The sequence below is a fragment of the Verrucomicrobiaceae bacterium genome (assembly GCA_016713035.1).
Lineage (GTDB): Bacteria > Verrucomicrobiota > Verrucomicrobiia > Verrucomicrobiales > Verrucomicrobiaceae > Prosthecobacter.
Window position 1 is genome coordinate 1 of the sequence record JADJPW010000018.1, and the last position, 17,104, is coordinate 17,104.

Genomic DNA, 17,104 nt, shown 5'->3' on the forward strand with positions numbered 1-17,104 from the left:
GATCCGGAGCGAAGGTTGGAACTCAAAACCCGATTGATCGGCCCAAAACGATCTTTTGATCGCAGCTCAATACGATAGCTCTCTCAGCGAAACTGGTGACTTTTAATCTCAACGGGGTTCAAGCGCATTCTGCGGGGTACGCTGGGGGAGAGCTGGTCTGTGGTTTAAGAATAGGAAGCCCGCAGCGATTCCCTCCGTCCACAGCAAACGCCTTCTCTTTTCCCTGCTCCTCGCCACTGCGCTACGTACTGAACCGAAATACCGGACAAACTCGTAGTGCTCACGTTTGATGATTCGGTGGCGTCACTGCCACGTTCTTCATCACCGGATGGGTTTTGGGTTCCTCCTGGAAAGAGACCATTTAGCAGGGCGGGAGCAGATCAAACATCGAGAAGCCATCGAAGTCCGGGGAGCCGCGCGGAAGTAGCCATCTGCACTGTTAGCTGAGGCATCCATCCGAATCAGGATTGATAAGGTGGAGCACTCTTTTCATAGATGCGAGCATGGAAGCCCATATCCCTTCTCCTAAACAGCTCTTCCACTTTGATCGAAATGACTATGGGCGGGATGGTGTCATTCGCGCGTGATGCCTAAGCATTCAGCAGCACGGAGGTGGCGGCGATCCGTCGTGAGCTGGAGCGCTTCATGCGTGATGATCTGCCATCGAAGCCTTTGTGGATGCACACGCACGCTCGAGGCCGATGGAGAAACCGTGCGCAACCTACATGGCGATTGGAAGTGCATCAACCATTTATGCCGCCGATGGTGGAAAGCCGGGAATCATCGAGGCTCGTTTCGAGGCTCGATGCATGGCGAGCCGCGAACCCATCGGCGTGGAGAAAGCGTTCAGGGAAGCCCCACGAGATCGGCTCTGGGAATTTTGCCCTACCACCAGGACAATGCCTACTTTTGCCAGAACTCCACCGGATATACAGACCATCTACAGATCGCGATGGACCCGTGACGATGGAGGAGAATGGCCTGTCTCTGTGGCCAAAACGACTCAAAGGGAATGGAATGCTGCCTGCAAGCCCTCTGGCGTGAAGAGAACTCCATCGGTCTAGCAGAGGCACCCAGCGTGCCCTGAAGGAGTGATTCTGGCCTGCTGGAGCCGGGAGATGCGCTCATCCATCAGTGTGAGACGATTCACCACTCTGCGCCGAATCAGATTGACTTCCCGCGCCTGGGGCCCCAACGCTCGTGTATCGTGGAAAGCACCACGCAGACGGATGCTGCACTGAAAGCGGCCTGCGCGGCTGCTGTCGCTGCGACCCCGCCAGCGTGATGCGCTGGCGCAATTCCGAGAGTGTTAGGTTGGTGAAGCCGTCGCGTTTGCTTGGGATGCTCAAAAGGCTCTTTCTCATCCTCTCGCTCTGTCCGGTGCTGCATACAGCACCTCCCGGAACATTCATCATGGTATTCATTGATGACATGGGCTGGGAGCATTTCTCGTGCTTCCACAGGCAATCAAGAGGCGCAAACACCCAACATCGACCGCATCGCGGCCGAGGGTATCCGCTTTGAGCAGTTTCATGGCGAACTCGCCCATCTGCTCGCCCTCACGCTGGGCACGCGGGCGACAAGGCAGTATCCACCCGGCGGTGGCGTCCACTCCTATCACGAACAATCGTGCGGACGTGCCCGGCGCGGTGGCGGCAGAACAGCTCGTCCACAGAGGCTCCCACACTGGCCCGTGTGCTCCAGAGCCACCCTTACGCGACGTGGCCACTTCGGGGAAAGTAACTGCCTCGGTGGCCAGCGTGATGTCCCATATGCGCCGCCGCTCCCGGCGTATGGCTTTGGTAGGTCCCTGACGAACTTTGAGGGCATAGGCGCGAAGCTGCTGCCACTCGCACGCTCAAACCCGGCGATGCCGAACCGGGGAAAATCTGGGGCGATGCGGTGAATCTGGGCTCTCCCGTGACGTGGATGCAGCGCAGTGAGATCACGACGGGCTTTGTGGATGCGGCGCTGAAATTCATCGACCGAGCGCAGGCCGCGAAAAGCCATTTGTGAACCTTTGGCCCGATGACGTTACTGCATAGCCCGTGGTACGGCCGCCGGTGGAGAAGTGGGGCAAAACAAAGCGTGAGACGTATCACGCGCCGTGCTGGAGGCCATGGATCGCCAGTTTGGCAAACTTTTCGATCACCTGCGCTCGGATGCTGCCTTGCGTGAAAACACGCTGTTGCTGATCTTTTCGGACAGTGGCCCAGAGCCCGCGCAGGCAGTGCGGGGCCATTCCGTGGCACGAAGACCACGCTTTACGAGGGCGGCACGCGTTCACCGCTGATCGCCTGGGGCCCGGGCCTCCATGAAAAGCGAGCCGCGGGCTCTGTGAATGCAGAATCCGTCTTTTGCAGCCTTCGACATCGCGCCTTCGTTACTCTCCATGCGCGCAGATCGAGCCCACTGACACGGACTTTGATGGTGAAGAGATCTCCCCTGCCCCTGCTCCGGCAAAAGCAGTCCCGCGTGCCAAGCCGATCTTCTGACGCCCACCAGATCGCAAAACCGCATCCGCGAAGCTCACCGAGCGTCTGCCGGACCTGGCGATGCGTGATGGACGCTGGGGAAGCGCTGGCGAATACGATGGCACGCAGCCACAGCTCTATGATTTGGCAAAAGATCGCGGCGAAAGGACCAATCTGGCCACTCAGCAGCCAGACACCGTGCTGACGCATGACGCAGCAGCCCTCGCCTGGCACCGCTCCAGCCTGCGGACAATGGAGCCGCTCTCGGTCTAACCTCTGCCCCAGGAGCCGAGAAGTAATCCACGGCACATGCAGACTCTCTCCTTCTTCCCACGCGGCACGCTCCCACACTGCTGCTCTGCATCATCGGCACGGGGTGCTGTGTGAGGCCGCAGCGCCAACGTCCTGTCCATCCTCGTCGATGATCTGGAAGCCCCGCGCTCGGCTGCTATGGCGATCCGCTGGCGAAGACGCCCCACATCGACCGGCTAGCGGCGCGGGGATGCGCTTTGACATGGCGTATTGCAATCAGGCGGTGTGTGCGCCGTCACGCTTCACGCTGATGCTGGGTACACTCGACCACGACGGGCCTGTATGACCTGAGCAGGAGTCGATTGAGGGCCAAACTGCCAGATGCTGACGCTGCCTGGCACTTCGCGAAACACGGCGGCTACATCACCGAATCGATCTGGCAAGGTCTTCCACATCGGCCATGGCAATGAGGGTGATCCGCAGTCGTTCAGCGTCCCGCACTTCAAAGACAAAGGTGATCGAGTATCTCGACCCCGCGAGCACGCAGGGCGGCCAGCCCACGCGGGAGGAGGCCTTGTTCACGAATCAAAGCTCGACCGCATCCGTGATCTCTGCCGCGTGGAGCTGCCTTCGAGGCACCTGAGGCACCGTGATGCCCCTACGAGGATGGTCGCGTGGCGGCAGTGACGATCAAACGGCTGCAAAAGGCCCAAAAGCCGTTTTTCATCGCAGCGGGGCTTTGTGCGGCCGCATCGCCATTCTGTGCTCCGAAGAAGTATTGGGACCTGCACGATGCGAAAGCGCTACCGATGCCCGTTTTTGAAAAAATGCCCGCTGGATCGCCCACCGTGGCAAAGAAGCGCGGCGGCGAGATCGTGGCGTATGCGCTGGATGAGCCCTTCGACCGTGAAACGAAACAGAAGCTCATCCACGGCTACTATGCTGCCACGAGCTACGTGGATGCGCAGATCGGTAAATGTGCTGGATGAGCTGGATCGACTAAGACTGGCGCAGGACACGATCATCGTGCTGTGGGGCGATCATGGCTTTCATCTGGGTGATCTGGGCATCTGGACCAGAAACACCGAACTATGAGCAAGCGAACCGCATCCCACTGCTGATCATCGCACCTGGTGTGACGCAGGCCAGGAGCAGCGGCAACTGGCAGAGGTGTGGATGTCTTTCCCACTCTCGCTGGCAGGCTGGCTGGACTGCGCCCGCTGGAGCACAGCGCATCGACGGAGTGAGCCTGGTGCCAGTGCTGCGTGATCCACAGGCCAGTGCGAGATCACGCGTTTCATTGTTTCCCAAAGCAAAATGGGGCGCGCTATCCGCACCGAGCGCTAACGGCTGGTGGAGTGGAAAAAGCCGGTACGGCACCTGAAACAGCGGAGCCAGAGCTTTATGACTATGCCCAGGACCCGCTGGAGACGCGGAATCTCGCGGCAGAGCAGCCCGAGGTGGTGGAAATCACTCCGCGCCATCCTCGCACGGCACCCGGAGGCACGTTGAAAGCTGGCTCGCATCGCTCAAAGGGGCAGCATGATCCGTGACGCGATTTGTTTCCCTTCTGCGCAGTTACTTTGCAGGCCCAGAGCCTGCTGGACATCCATCTGGGGGGAAAAGCCGGCCAAGTCTATTCCAGACGCAGTGGAAGAAGGACTGGCCGGGCTGCGAATTCGAGGATGGCGTGAAGGAAGGCCGCGTGACGCTGATACGGCATGGGCAGGAGCCCTGGCTGCGGGTGCTCTATCCAGCCGGCAGTCACGGCTCAGACGCGGGTGGAGCAGGCTGGCGCCCTTTTGGCCGCGTGAAGCCGCCGAGCTGCGCTACACGGTGCAGTTCCAGGAAGCGTTCGACTTTGTCAAAGGCGGCAAGCTACCGGGGCTGTGCGGTGGCCGAAAACGATCACCGGCGGAGATGCGGTGAATGGGCGTGATGGCTTCTCCGCACGCGTGATGTGGCGGCGTGATGGCCGTGGGCAGGCCTATGTACCCCTTCACATGCCCAGCCATCGAAGTATGGGGATGAATTCGACCCCAGAGGCATTCCGCTTTGTGCCGGGAAAGCCGGTCGCCATCCGCATGCAGGTGGTGATGAATCATGCCGGACAGCGTGATGGCAGCCTGCGTGTGTGGGCCGATGATCGCCCATGGTGGGGAAAAGAACCTGCAACTGGCGTGAGAGCGCGAGCTAGGCGTCGATTCGCTGCTGTTCAATACCTTCGCACGGCGGCAGTGATGAAATGGGCCCCCATCACGCGATGTGTGGGCAGGTTCAGCCGCTTTCAGGTCCAGAGGATGCCGTGAATCGCATCACGCCAGTAGCGCCTTGACCACCGCGCCACTGACGTCGGTAAGGCGGTAATCACGGCCCTGGAAGCGGTAGGTGAGCTGCCGTGATCAAGCCGAGCTACGGGTGGAGCATGGTGGCGTGCAGATCCTGCACGGAGACGCGATTCTCCACGGCGGAGTAGCCGAATCTGATCTGTCGCGCCGCTATATTGGCCACCTTATGATGCCGCCACCGGCCATCCACATGGTGAAAGCCCCTTCGGATGGTGATCGCGGCCCTTGACCATTCTCCGCCACGGGCGAGCGACCGAACTCACCACCCCAGACCACGAGCGTGCTGTCCAGCATGCCGCTGATTTTCAGATCATCGAGCAGCGCGGCGATGGGGCCATCCGTCTCTCGGCGCAGTGGAGGTCGCTGGTTTTTTCCAGATCATCATGGGCATCCCAGGCCTTCGGCCCTCATTGCCACCGATACAGACCTGGACGAAGGCACACCGCGCTCCACCAGCCGCCGTGCGAGTAGGCAATCCTTCCCAAAGCGTGAGGTGGTCTGGTGATCGAGGCCAGGCACCCTGCGCACGCTTTCTGGCTCACTAGAGAGGTCGGCACCTGCTGGCACTCATTCGTATGCGAAAAGGTTTGTTCTCGTAGGTGTTGATGCGGGCGGCGAGCTGTGTCTCTGCCGGATTTGCAGCGGCGAATTCGGTGTTCCAGCTCATTCAGCTAAAGTCCAGGCGTGCACGCTGCTGCGGCACGCTGACACGCCTTTCGGCGGCGTGAGGTAGGCGATGGGCCTCACCGGTGCTGCGGAAGGGCACGCCTTGATACGCTGCTGGCATGAAGCCGTTCGACCAACTCTACGCTCCATTCACCGTGGCAACTTTCGATGATCCAGGAGCACGACAAAGGCAGGCAGATTCTCACTTTCACTGCCCAGGCCATACGTCACCCAGGAGCCCATGCACGGCCTGCCAGGTAGGATGAAGCCGGTATTCATTCGGGAAGATGGCGGCCGCGGCTGGGTTGCTCTCTGCGTGCATGCTGCGGATCACGCGGAGATCATCGGCATGCCGCGCCAGATTCGAAACGTCTCCGCCATGTCGATGCTTACCCGTCCATGCTTCGCAAAGCGGTAGTAGCTCTGCATGGCGACATTTTAGTCTTTCGGCCCCATGAAGGCATCCCCTTCGGCTTCACACGGGATGGCTTTTGCCGTGCCATTTGGCCAGCTCCGGGTTTCGGATCGGAACAAATCGACGTGCGACGGCCCGCCATACATGAAGAGTGCGAAGATCACCGATTTCGCCTGGGAGCGAAATGGGGCATCCGTGGTGCCAGCGGATTCGCTGGGCCGAGCACTCCCTCTGCACCCAGCAGGGATTGCAGCGCCGGTGAACCGAATCCAGTTCCCGGCCTGCTGTAAAAATCTGGACGTCGAGTGAGTGCGGGCATGTTTGCAGTAGAACAACGCCACCGCTTCGGCATCCTTGCTGGTATTTTTTTTTTTTTTTTTTTTTTTTTTTTTTTTTTTTGTTTTTTTTTTTTTTTGGTGTCCTTTCGCTCGGGGGCAGTCATCCCGCCGCGTGGATGGGGGACTCACCCCTGGCCATTCCTTCTTTTTTTAACGGCAGATGAATGGGGCCTATGGAAATGCAGTGCCGCCACTGCGACAGGTCGCTGACAGCAGCTTACACTTCTGACCAACTCCGAGCCCGTCACCCATCCACGCTCCAAAGCTCTGCCCCCATGAAATGTCGGAGATGGTCCGTATCGACCCCGAGGCCAGCCGAGTCGCCACGGCGAAGATGCTGGATTACTACAGCGCATGGGCATCCGCGTCACGCCGCAGATGACGCTGGCACCAGAACCTGTGCGCAAAAAGGGGCCGCGCCTGATGGACCTCTCACCCGCTCCTGTACGGGCGGCATGATCGCCACCTCCGCGCCGTCATGCAGTACGGCATCACGCTTCACATACGTTTGATCGAGAGCGAGGAGCAGGCTGCCATCCCACTCACGCAGTCGCGGCCAGCGCTGATAGAGGCTTTCCAGCAAATCGGCCATCCGCATGCCCTGGGGGCACTCCAGCGGCATCTCAGCCACATTTGTGATGTCCTTGAGGACAGAAAAAAACAGCACTCGCACAGTCATGTCGGTCACGCAGGGTTCAGAATGCCGATGCAGGGCAGATTACGGAAGCGGCCCTGGTAATCCATTCCGTATCCGACGACGAACTCGTCCTCGATCTCGAAGCCGATGTCCCACGGCGACCTCACACACGCTCGCGCTTTTTAGCGCACAGCAGCCGCGCGGCGTCGGGATTTTGCGCGGCGATTTTCCCCCCGCAGCACACCTCAGTGTGAGGCCGGTATCGAGGATGTCATCGAGCAGCAGCACGTCTTGGTCACGGAAATCGAGCCCCGGTGGCCAGTTCATCTTGAACCCACCGCCGCTGGAGGTGCCACCACGATAACTCGCTCGCGCTCAGTGTGTGAGCCGCACAGGCACCTCCAGATGCCGTAGCAAGATCCGCTACAAAGAACAGGGAGTCATCCATCAGCGCCAGCACGCCTACGGTTTTGCCCGCGTAGGCAGAAATCAGCGTCCCAGCCATCGCGGCGACGCGTGTCTGGATTTGCTCTGCGGAGAGCAAACACGTCTAAGATCCGCTAAAACTCCTGTGACAGGCGATGGCATGGTGTGCCCTTATAACGCGATGCCCACCCCTTGACAAACTCAACCTCCAAGACCCTCCGCGTCAGTTACGATCTGGATACCCTGACGGAACAGAACACGCCTGCTGATCCCGTGGAGCTTTTTCAGCTCTGGTTTCATGATGCGCTAGCCCACCAGCTCCCAGAGCCGAATGCCATGCAGCTCGCTACCGCCACAGCGGATGGCATGCCGAATGTGCGCACCGTTTTGCTCAAAGGCATCGACGCACGAGGCTTTCAGTTTTTCACCAACTACGAAAGTGCCAAAGGCCGCGAGCTGGCCGCCAATCCCCGCGCTGCTGCCTGCTTCCTATGGAATGAGCGGCACCGCCAGGCCATCGTGCGCGGCACTGTGAGCAAGCTGCCGCATGAGGAGGCGCAGGCCTACTTCGCCACGCGACCGCAGGGGCACCAGATCGGTGCCTGGGCCTCCGCGCAGAGCCAGATCATCCCTGACCGCCAGTGGCTGGAGAGCCGCGCTGCGGAGTTCACAGCCAAATTCGGCCAAGAGGTGCCCTGCCCGCCTTTTTGGGGCGGATACACGCTGCTGCCGAGTGAGATCGAGTTCTGGCAAGGCCGCACGAGCCGCCTGCACGATCGCCTTCTACATCCGTGAAAATGGAGCCTGGGTGAAGAAGCGTGAGTCCGTGAGTCACCGCGAAAAGTGGCCTCACAGCAACCTCACGCAGCCCGGTGTGGCGTTTGCGGCTTTCTTGGCGGCTGACGGCCAAAGCGAGCGCTTTGTCATCACCGACGAGGATGCAGAGGCGCTTCGCACGGGTGATGGCGGTGTAGATGAGACTGCGCTCCAGCAGTACATAGTGCTGCGTGCTCACGGGGATGATGACGCAGGGGAATTCGCTGCCTTGGCTCTTATGAATGGTCAAAGCGTAGGCGAGTTGGAGCTCATCGAGCTCGCCGGGTTCGTAGGCGACGAGGCGGTCGGCTTCATAGCGCACCTGCACTTTGAGTGGGTCGGTGTCGATGGAGGCGATGTGGCCGATGTCGCCGTTGAAGACGTCTTTGTCGTAGTTGTTGGCGGTTTGATGACTTTGTCGCCGACGCGGAAGGTGGTCTGAAAGCGCTCGATCTCGAATTTCAGCTCATTGGGCGGATTGAGGGCGAGTTGCGGGGCTTCATTGAGCGACTGCGTGCCGAGAAGGTGGGGATTCATCGGCGTGAGCAAGTGGATGTCGCGGATGGGGTAAAAACCATAGCGATTCGGCAGTAGTGTGTGGGTGAGTTGCAAGATGGTGGCGCGGATGTCGTCGGGCGTGGCGGCTTCGAGGAAAAAGAAGTCGCTGTTCTTCACCGGCCACAGCTCCGGCACCTGACCGCGATTGATGGCATGCGCGGTGGTGATGATGCGGCTGGTGGCGGCCTGGCGGAAGATTTCCGTGAGTTTCACGCAGGGCACCGCGCCGCTGGCGATGAGGTCATTCAAAACCATACCGGGGCCGACGGAGGAGGCGATCGGCATCACCCACGATGAGCAAGTGCGCTCCGCTCGGCAATGCGGCGAGGAATTGCGCCATGAGCGGTGCGTCGATCATGCTGGCCTCATCGAGTACGAAGAGGTTACCGACGAGCGGCTTGCCGCGGTGGCGGCCCCACTGGCCTTCGCCTTGGAATTCGAGCAGGCGGTGCATGGTCTTCGCCTCCATGCCAGTGCTTTCGCTGAGGCGCTTCGCCGCACGGCCAGTCGGGGCGGCGAGGACGATTTTCACGCCTTTGCTGTCCAGTATCATGAGGATGCTGCGCAGGATCGTCGTCTTGCCCACGCCGGGGCCACCGGTGATGATGAGCATGCGGTGCTTCAAAGCCTCCCGCACGGCCTGCTGCTGGCTGGGGGCGAGTTCTTTGCCGGTTTTTTTCATCACCCAGGTCAAAGCGGCCTCAACGTCGATCGGGGGATAGTCAGCGGGCAATGTGGCGAGTGACTTCACATTCGCGGCGATGCTCTGCTCAGCGGCGCGGAGCTTGGGCAGGTATAAAAAGTCGCCATGACGCTCGATTTGGCTTTCGGCGATGAGGGCCTCGATCTGCGGTGGGACGAGCGCATCCGCCTGGAGCAGCGCGATGGCTTTTTCGGCCAATTTGGCCTCTGGGAAGCAGCAGTGGCCACTTTGGGCCGCTGTTTCCAAAACATGCAAAATGGCCGCTTTGATTCGCTGCGGGGCATCTGCGGCCACTCCGAGCTGGTAGGCGATGTCATCCGCCGTTTTGAAGCCGATGCCGCGAATGTCCTGCGCCAGCCGATACGGGTTTTCCTTCAAGATGGCCTGCGCTTCGGCACCGTAAGTCTTGTAGATGCGCAGCGCTCGTGCGGAGCTGATGCCGTGCTGGTGGAGGAAGAGCATGATGCCGTGGACGGCTTTTTGCTTCATCCACGATTCGCGGATTTCGAGCCGGCGCTTTTTGCCCACGCCTTCCACGTCCTCCAGCCGCTTCGATTCGTTCTCGATGATCTCAAACACCTTCGGGCCAAATTTTTCGACGATGCGCTTTGCATACGCCGGGCCAATACCGTCGATCAAACCACTGCCGAGGTAGCGCTCGATGCCGTTGAGCGAATCGGGCCGTTTCAGCTTCAACTCATCCGCTTTGAACTGCGGCCCGAAGTCGCGATTCGGCTCCCAGGTGCCGCGTGCCTCGAATTCCTCGCCGGTGACGACACGCGGCGCTTTGCCGAGCAGGCTGACGGTGTCGCGTTTGCCCTCTGGCATCACTTTGAGGATGCAGTAGCCGTTGTCTTCATTGTGAAACACCACGCGCTCCACGAATCCGCGAAGGACTTCGTTTTTTGCGGGGTTGGGGCGTGGTGGCGGCATGCGCGTAGAGATAGGCCGTGCCATGAAGGGCTCGCAACAAGAAGACTCACCACCACCCCGCGTGCGCGGCCTACGCCGATAAATTTGAACGATAAGACCCTGCGGAGCAGACAGACGGACGTTGCCACAGTGAAATCGGCACGTTACTCTGTCGGCCGCCCGCTCGCTCCATCATGAAATCGTCCACTTTGCTCCGCCACCTCACTGCCCTGCTTGCCTGCATGCTGCTGGGCGCATGTGCCTCCTCCACCATGGACTCCGTCCCTGATGAAGCAAAACTGGAGCAGTATAAGAACGCCGCACGCAGCAGCTTCCAGGGTGAGTATGCACGCCTCATCACCGAGCGTGACTCGGGTTTTCTCACACAGGCACAATACAGTGAGCAGGTGAATCGCCTGGAGGAGCGGGTGGTGCAGAAAGCGCACACCCTGGCCTGGGAGTCACACCAGATGGCCGAGCTGGAGCGAGCCGCCCAGGGAGTGCCCACCCCAGCGGCACCCCAGATGCTCAATGCTCCGAGTGCCATGCGCGGCGGTGCAGGCGGATCATCGAACTACCGCTCCTCGCTCAATCAATACAACAACATGAGCGGTGTCGGTGGAGCGAGCTCGATGACCAGCAGCCAGCTCAATACAGGCGGGAGCTATAATGGTAGCGGGGCACTTTCCACGCCCAACTACCCTGGCAGCATTTACGACGGCAACCAGTGACGCACACGCTGGGAGAACAACGGCTTGTCAGCCATGCGCTGGCTCCGTAAAGCATGGCATCAATGCCTTTTTCTACCTCAGCGCCCTCCGACAATGCCTGGATGACGGCCATCGAGTCTTTTTTGCTCGATGAGCCCTCCATAGAGGCCATCCGGCTCGATCCGCAGTCCCGGAAGGTCGAAATGGCCACTCTCGGCCGCGTGGATGGCGATTTACTCCAGGCCAAGCTGGCCGAGGTGCTGCGTAGCATTGATGCGAAGTGGCTCAAAGACATCCCCGGCCACACACCGATGCTGGGGGTGAGCCAACCGAGCAATGGCGTGCTCCAGATCGAGAAACCCACCTGCCCCACCGCGCTGACTTTCTGGAAGTGGCGCGAGTTCGAGTGGCCGGAGTCGGATGAGCTCGAACAAGAGAGTGAGGACGAGTGGCGCATGCTCGCGGTGCAGGCAGCGATCTGCGGCGTGGCACTCGCGGCGGGATGGTTTTTCGGCCATCCGGCGCTTTTCATCATCTCACTCGTCGCGGGTGGCTGGGATGCCGCGAAGGATGCGTGGGAAAACCTGCGTGAAGGCCGACTCGATGTGCATTTCCTCATGCTCGCCGTTGCTCTCGGTGCTGTGGCCATCGGTGCGTGGGAGGAGGGTGCCCTGCTGCTCTTCCTTTTCTCCACCAGCGGTGCTTTGGAGCATTTCGTGCTCTACCGCACGCACCGTGAGATCAATGCGCTGACGAAAACCGTTCCCAAAATCGCCCATGTGCTGCTGGCGGATGGTACGACGGAGGACCGTGCCGTGCAGTTGCTCCGCGTGGGTGAAACCATCGTCGTAAAGCCGGATGAGCTCTTCCCAGTCGATGGCAGTGTGCTCACTGGCCTCACCGCCGCAGATGAATCCACCCTCACGGGCGAATCCCTGCCCGTAGCCAAAGAAAAAGGTGCCGCGATCTACGGCGGCACGCTGAATCTCTGGGGCCTCGTGCAGGTCCGTGTGGATAAGCTGGCGACGCAGAGCTCCCTGGCAAAAATCATCTCCCTCATCCAGAGCGCTCAGAAAATGCGGGCACCGAGTCAGCGCTTCACAGACCGCTTTGGCACGCGGTACACGCTTTTGACCCTCAGCATCGTCGCGGTGATGTTTTTCGTCTGGTGGCTGGGTTTTGGCATTCCGCCCTTTGAGAACACGGAGGCCTCTAAATCGGCTTTTTACCGTGCGATGACGCTGCTCGTCGTCATGAGCCCCTGTGCGCTCGTTTTGTCGATCCCATCTGCCATTCTCGCTGCCATCGCATGGGGAGCGCGGCACGGCGTGCTCTTCCGTGGAGGTGCCGCCATCGAAAAGCTGGCAGAAGTCGATGTGGTGGCGATGGATAAGCCCGGCACGCTCACCGAAGGCGAGCTCCGCGTCACGAAGATCGAATCCTTCCCCGCAGGCCGGGAGAGTGACGTGCTACGCATCGCGGTGAGTCTGGAGTCGAACTCGAACCACCCCATCGCCCGTGCCATCACGCGGTTTGGCCAGACGCAGGGCATCGCAGCGGAAAAGTTGGCGGAATTTCACTCCATCGCCGGGCAGGGGCTGCGCGGCCGCACAGAGGCGGGTCTCAGCTACGTCGGCAGGCGTGAGCTGGTGCAGGGCAGCCCGCTCGGGGATGCACTGGCAGGCGTGCCAGATGCACCGCTGGGCTTCAGTGAAGTGTGGGTGCTGCATGAGCAGATCGTGGGCCGCATCTTGCTCAAAGATGAGGTGCGTCCCGGCAGCCGTGCGGTGCTGGAGCGCCTCGCGGCAGATGGTGTGCGCACCATCATGCTCACCGGTGACCGCCGCGCCGCCGCCACAGAGGTCGCAAAGCAGCTCGGCATCGCCGAGGTCCGCGCTGGGCTGCACCCAGAGGACAAAGTGGCCGCCATCCGCGAGCTGACGCTGGAAGGGAAAAAAGTCGCCATGATCGGTGATGGCGTGAATGATGCCCCCAGCCTCGCCGCCGCCTACGTCAGTGTGGCGATGGGTGCACGCGGCAGTGATGCCGCACTGGAGCAGAGCGATGTGGTGCTGATGCAGGACAAGATCGAAAAACTGCTCTCCGCCCGCCGCGTCAGTGAGCACGCCCGGCGCATCATTCGTCAAAACGTCGTCATTTCACTGGGCAGCGTCATCATCATGGCGGTGGCGTCCTTTATTCGGCATCGTACCGCTCACGCTCGGTGTGCTGACGCATGAGGGCAGCACCGTGATCGTGTGCCTGAACAGCCTGCGCCTGCTGTTTGAGAAGGAGTGACGATTCATTCCACGGACCGAGTGATTTTTCCTGCGGCTGTGCTCAGTTCTGAGCTCTCCATGGATGCCATCCGCCCTACCCACGTCGAAATCGATCTCAGCATGCTCGCGCAAAACTTTGCGGCGATACAGGCGCATGTGGGCAAGGCGGAGGTGATGCCGGTGGTGAAGGCCAATGCGTATGGGCATGGCATCGTGGAGTGTGCGCCGCATCTGGTGAAGCAGGGTGCCACATGCTGCGGCGTGGCGCTGCTGGAGGAGGCGGTGATGCTGCGGCAGGCAGGCATCACGGTGCCGATCCTGGTCTTTGGCGGTGTGGCGACGCGGCAGATCCCGCAATTCATCACGCATGGTCTGATGATGACGGCCTCCTCCATCGATAAGCTGCGCCAGATCGATGAGGCTGCGGCAGCGGCGAAGTCGCGGGCACGCGTGCATTTGAAAATCGACACCGGGATGGAGCGGATCGGCGTGCATTGGTACAGTGCCGAAAAGCTGCTGGAGGCCTCTCTGAGCCTGAAAAACGTCGATGTGGCCGGTATTTACTCCCATTTCGCGACTTCGGACGCGGAGGAGCTTTTTCGCGCAGAGGAGCAGTTGGCGCGATTTCACGAGGTACTCGATTTTTACCCCAAACACAGCCTACCGACGCCGCAGCGGCATATCGCGAATTCGGGCGGCATTTGAATTTGCCGCAGAGTCACCTGGATCTGGTGAGGCCTGGAATCATGCTCTACGGCGTGTATCCATCGCGTGCGACACGGCAGTCGGTGCAGGTGCAACCGGTGCTGAGTTGGCGCTCGCAGGTGGTTTTTTTCAAAGTGGTGCTGCCAGGGCATCCCGTGAGCTATGGAGGCACCTGGAAGAGCGATCACCCCGTGCGGGTAGTGACGGTGCCGGTGGGCTACGGGGATGGCTACTTCCGTGCGCTATCGAATCGCGGCCAGGTGGTCATCCGTGGTGAGCGGCACCCGATCGCGGGCCGTGTGTGCATGGACCAGTTCATGGTGAACCTGGAATGGGGCACGGCCTACAATGGCGATGCGGTGACTCTGATCGGTGATGGCATCAGCGCCCAAGATGTGGCGGACTGGGCCGGTACGATCCCCTACGAGGTGCTGACGAATGTGCATGCACGCGTGCCGAGGGTGTATGTGGGGGGGTGAGGTTCGAGGTTTCTAAATCTTCCTCCTCCTCTTCCTCTTACTCGTCCTCCCGGAATGGACGTCTCCAGGCTTTCGCAAGGCGGTTTGGCCCGCGCTTCCACTTCGTTCACGCTGATCACACGTACCTCCCACCTTGGCACCGGCGGTCAAACCGGGGATCACGGCGTTGCTCTCCGTCACGCTCAACACTGCGCGGAAGTCGGTATCCACGCCGATGACTTTGATCCAGACACAAGAGTCCTTTTTTGAGCCTCTCCTACTGTCTGTGGCCGGACCAGCCAAAAACGGTCGTACGAGCCCCTACCCGGAAGCGGGCGACCCAAAAACGGCCGTACGCAGCCCCACCCGGAAGCGGGCGACCCAAAAACGGCGGTACGCAGCCCCACCCGGAAGCGAGCGGCCCCAAAACGGCGGTACGCGGCCCCACCCGGAAGCGGGCGGCCCAAAAACGGCAGTACGCGGCCTCACCCGGAAGCGGGCAGCTCAAAAACGGCGGTACGCATGCCCACCCGGAAGCGGGCGACCCGCGTACGTCCGTTTCCGGTCCAAAAAACCGGCCCGAAAGGCTGTAGCCAGCCTTATCCCCCACCGGGACTTGCCCATGGGACCTAAAGTTTATCTTGTAAGCACCGCCGCGTTCCGGCACAACCGCCGCCGAACTCCTCACCCAATACGATTTTCACGACCCAGAACCTGAATAAGTGCAGCTCACGGCGCATTCCTAAAATGACTCCCATGAGTTGTTTTACCCAAAGTGGGAAAAGCGGTTCAGTTTTCGGGCTGGAGGTAGCGGAGTTTGAAGCGTGCGTCGAATTTGCCGCCGGCGTGGGCTTTGCAGCAGGCGCTGCAGGCGCGGGGGCCACGGAATTTCCGCACTTTGCGCACGGTGTATTGGCAACCGGGGCAGACGTAGAGGTGCTTGCGCTCGACTTCGTTGCGGGGGAAGGGCAGGCTGTGGCGGGCTCGCTCGCCGGGGATGCCCAGGTCTGCGCAGGCGGCACGCCACTCGGCTCCATGGGGCTCGATGCGGCGGCGTCCACAGCGGTGATGGGCGATGAGATGGGCGAGCTCGTGCTTCAGGGTGCGCTCGACCTGGCCATCGAACTCTCGCAGGCGTGGATTGAGCTCGATGCGGCACTGGCCGTAATGGGCGTAGCCTGCGGTGCTGCGTAGGCGCGGATTCCACTCGATGCGCAGGAGCCGCATCATGCCTGGGAGCTCGAGTTTTTCCAACCAACCACGGGCGCTGGCCTCCAGGGCCTCATCGCGGGTGGGTTCGTCGTTGGTTTCGGCCGGTGGCTCGGGCGGGGGTGCGTTTTCACGCAGGGAGCGCAGCGGGGACCACTGCGGCGCGGCGGTGAAGTCAAAAAAGAGCTGGGAGAGGCCGAGCATGGTGCGTCAGTGCTTCTTTTTGGGCTTCACCTGGTGCTCCTGCTGACCGAGTGCGTAGAGCATGTCGGGCGGGACGCTTTCGAGGATGAAGACATTCGCGCCGATGGTGCTGCGGGCTCCGATGACGGTGTCGCCACCGACGATGGTGGCATTGGCATAGACGGTGACGTGGTCTTCGAGCGTGGGGTGGCGCTTTTTCCCGCGTAGGGCCTGCCCGGCCGCGAGTGAGCGTGCGACGAGGCCCACGCCCTGGTAGAGTTTCACATGATTGCCGAGCTGGGCGGTCTCACCGATGACGACGCCGGTGCCGTGGTCGATGAAGAAGTGGGTGCCGATCTCTGCGCCGGGATGGATGTCGATGCCAGTGCGGCCATGGGCCCACTCGGTCATCATGCGGGGGATGAGCGGCACGTTTTCTTTGTACAAGACATGCGCGGTGCGCTGGATGGCGATGGCCTCCAGGCCGGGATAGGCCAGGATGATCTCCTCAAAGCCGCGTGCGGCTGGATCTCCGGCAAAGGCGGCCTCGACATCGGTGGAGAGCAAGGCGCGGACATCTGGCAGACTGAGCATGAAGCGGCAGACGAGTGCGGTGGTGTCGATGTTTTTGTATTCATCTCCGCCATTGAGCCGCATGCTGCGGCTGACTTCTGCATTCAGCCGCTCGCGGATGCTGGCGACGAGCTCGCTGGTGACGAGGCCGAGCTCCTTGGAGGAGACGGCTTCTTCGGAGAAAAAGCCGGGGAAGAGCAGGTGGAGCAAGTCCTCACACAGCGTGGCGATGGCGTGCTTGGAGGGCAAATCGCCGCAATCGAGGTGATTGATGCCGCCTACCTCGCAGTACGAGGCCATGAGGCTGGTGACGATTTCTGTTTGGCGGCATTCCATGTGGTCTGCCGTTACCGCAGCATGCAGCGGATTCAAGCGCGGGGCCACACTTCGCGATGGATGATGGCATTTTGTGAATAAGTGGGGCGATTTTAGCGCCAGCCTG

At 60.8% G+C, this 17,104-nt stretch carries 18 protein-coding genes and 2 pseudogenes; 12 read left to right on the forward strand and 8 right to left on the reverse strand.

The annotated features are described in order from the left end of the window. The first annotated feature begins 1,426 nt into the window (after positions 1-1,426). The 7 genes from IPK32_26370 (at position 1,427) to IPK32_26400 (ending at position 5,035) form a co-directional block, all read left to right on the forward strand. Complete coding sequence (locus IPK32_26370; protein MBK8095398.1) at positions 1,427-1,906, forward strand: hypothetical protein; 480 nt, start codon at positions 1,427-1,429, stop codon at positions 1,904-1,906. 649 nt (positions 1,907-2,555) lie between these two features. Continuing rightward, on the forward strand, positions 2,556-2,747 hold the full coding sequence (locus IPK32_26375; protein ID MBK8095399.1) for a hypothetical protein: 192 nt from the start codon (positions 2,556-2,558) through the stop codon (positions 2,745-2,747). 148 nt (positions 2,748-2,895) lie between these two features. Then, positions 2,896-3,072: a hypothetical protein gene (locus IPK32_26380; GenBank protein ID MBK8095400.1), complete on the forward strand. Its 177-nt coding sequence runs from the start codon at positions 2,896-2,898 to the stop codon at positions 3,070-3,072. Between the two features lie 35 nt (positions 3,073-3,107). Beyond that, the gene (locus tag IPK32_26385) at positions 3,108-3,413 is read left to right on the forward strand and encodes a hypothetical protein (protein MBK8095401.1); all 306 of its coding nucleotides are present in this window, start codon (positions 3,108-3,110) and stop codon (positions 3,411-3,413) included. Beyond that, entirely contained in the window at positions 3,401-3,715 is a 315-nt protein-coding gene (locus IPK32_26390; protein MBK8095402.1) for a hypothetical protein, read from the forward strand. The genes IPK32_26385 and IPK32_26390 overlap by 13 nt, the downstream gene beginning before the upstream one ends. A gap of 369 nt (positions 3,716-4,084) precedes the next feature. Further along, complete coding sequence (locus IPK32_26395) at positions 4,085-4,279, forward strand: hypothetical protein (protein MBK8095403.1); 195 nt, start codon at positions 4,085-4,087, stop codon at positions 4,277-4,279. A gap of 336 nt (positions 4,280-4,615) precedes the next feature. Beyond that, positions 4,616-5,035 carry a hypothetical protein gene (locus tag IPK32_26400; protein MBK8095404.1) on the forward strand — a complete coding sequence of 140 codons (420 nt, stop codon included), beginning with the start codon at positions 4,616-4,618 and terminating at the stop codon, positions 5,033-5,035. A 189-nt stretch (positions 5,036-5,224) separates the two neighbouring features. Here IPK32_26400 and IPK32_26405 read toward each other — a convergent pair whose 3' ends face one another. The 5 genes from IPK32_26405 to IPK32_26425 form a co-directional block, all read right to left on the reverse strand. Next, on the reverse strand, positions 5,225-5,428 hold the full coding sequence (locus IPK32_26405) for a DUF1501 domain-containing protein (protein ID MBK8095405.1): 204 nt from the start codon (positions 5,426-5,428) through the stop codon (positions 5,225-5,227). 27 nt (positions 5,429-5,455) lie between these two features. Next, the gene (locus IPK32_26410; protein ID MBK8095406.1) at positions 5,456-5,641 is read right to left on the reverse strand and encodes a DUF1501 domain-containing protein; all 186 of its coding nucleotides are present in this window, start codon (positions 5,639-5,641) and stop codon (positions 5,456-5,458) included. Positions 5,642-5,890: 249 nt separating this feature from the next. After that, the gene (locus IPK32_26415) at positions 5,891-6,019 is read right to left on the reverse strand and encodes a DUF1501 domain-containing protein (GenBank protein MBK8095407.1); all 129 of its coding nucleotides are present in this window, start codon (positions 6,017-6,019) and stop codon (positions 5,891-5,893) included. 841 nt (positions 6,020-6,860) lie between these two features. Next, on the reverse strand, positions 6,861-7,181 hold the full coding sequence (locus IPK32_26420) for a MoaD/ThiS family protein (protein ID MBK8095408.1): 321 nt from the start codon (positions 7,179-7,181) through the stop codon (positions 6,861-6,863). A gap of 244 nt (positions 7,182-7,425) precedes the next feature. Continuing rightward, positions 7,426-7,674: a hypothetical protein gene (locus IPK32_26425; GenBank protein ID MBK8095409.1), complete on the reverse strand. Its 249-nt coding sequence runs from the start codon at positions 7,672-7,674 to the stop codon at positions 7,426-7,428. 74 nt (positions 7,675-7,748) lie between these two features. Here IPK32_26425 and pdxH point away from each other — a divergent pair, with 74 nt between their 5' ends. Then, complete coding sequence (gene pdxH, locus IPK32_26430; GenBank protein MBK8095410.1) at positions 7,749-8,351, forward strand: pyridoxamine 5'-phosphate oxidase; 603 nt, start codon at positions 7,749-7,751, stop codon at positions 8,349-8,351. Between the two features lie 64 nt (positions 8,352-8,415). Here the strand turns inward: pdxH and IPK32_26435 are convergent. Further along, positions 8,416-10,590, reverse strand: a pseudogene (locus IPK32_26435) (ATP-dependent RecD-like DNA helicase). Between the two features lie 149 nt (positions 10,591-10,739). Between IPK32_26435 and IPK32_26440 the strand changes: the two are divergent. The 4 genes and pseudogenes from IPK32_26440 to alr (IPK32_26455) all read left to right on the forward strand — a co-directional run bounded on the left by IPK32_26440 (position 10,740) and on the right by alr (IPK32_26455) (position 14,718). After that, positions 10,740-11,276 carry a hypothetical protein gene (locus tag IPK32_26440; GenBank protein MBK8095411.1) on the forward strand — a complete coding sequence of 179 codons (537 nt, stop codon included), beginning with the start codon at positions 10,740-10,742 and terminating at the stop codon, positions 11,274-11,276. Positions 11,277-11,338: 62 nt separating this feature from the next. After that, positions 11,339-13,553 (forward strand): annotated as a pseudogene (locus IPK32_26445) (heavy metal translocating P-type ATPase). Between the two features lie 38 nt (positions 13,554-13,591). Continuing rightward, positions 13,592-14,239 carry an alanine racemase gene (alr, locus tag IPK32_26450; protein ID MBK8095412.1) on the forward strand — a complete coding sequence of 216 codons (648 nt, stop codon included), beginning with the start codon at positions 13,592-13,594 and terminating at the stop codon, positions 14,237-14,239. Between the two features lie 2 nt (positions 14,240-14,241). Beyond that, a complete protein-coding gene (alr, locus tag IPK32_26455) occupies positions 14,242-14,718 on the forward strand; it encodes an alanine racemase (protein ID MBK8095413.1) in 477 nt (158 codons plus the stop codon). Between the two features lie 768 nt (positions 14,719-15,486). On the opposite strand, the gene IPK32_26460 is transcribed toward alr (IPK32_26455), so the two are convergent. Together IPK32_26460 and IPK32_26465 are read right to left on the reverse strand one after the other, a co-directional pair. Then, positions 15,487-16,110, reverse strand: coding sequence for a SprT-like domain-containing protein (locus IPK32_26460; GenBank protein ID MBK8095414.1), 624 nt, complete (start codon positions 16,108-16,110; stop codon positions 15,487-15,489). Between the two features lie 6 nt (positions 16,111-16,116). Next, positions 16,117-16,998 (reverse strand): serine acetyltransferase, encoded by an 882-nt coding sequence (locus IPK32_26465; protein ID MBK8095415.1) that lies wholly within the window; start codon positions 16,996-16,998, stop codon positions 16,117-16,119. Positions 16,999-17,104 lie beyond the last annotated feature (106 nt).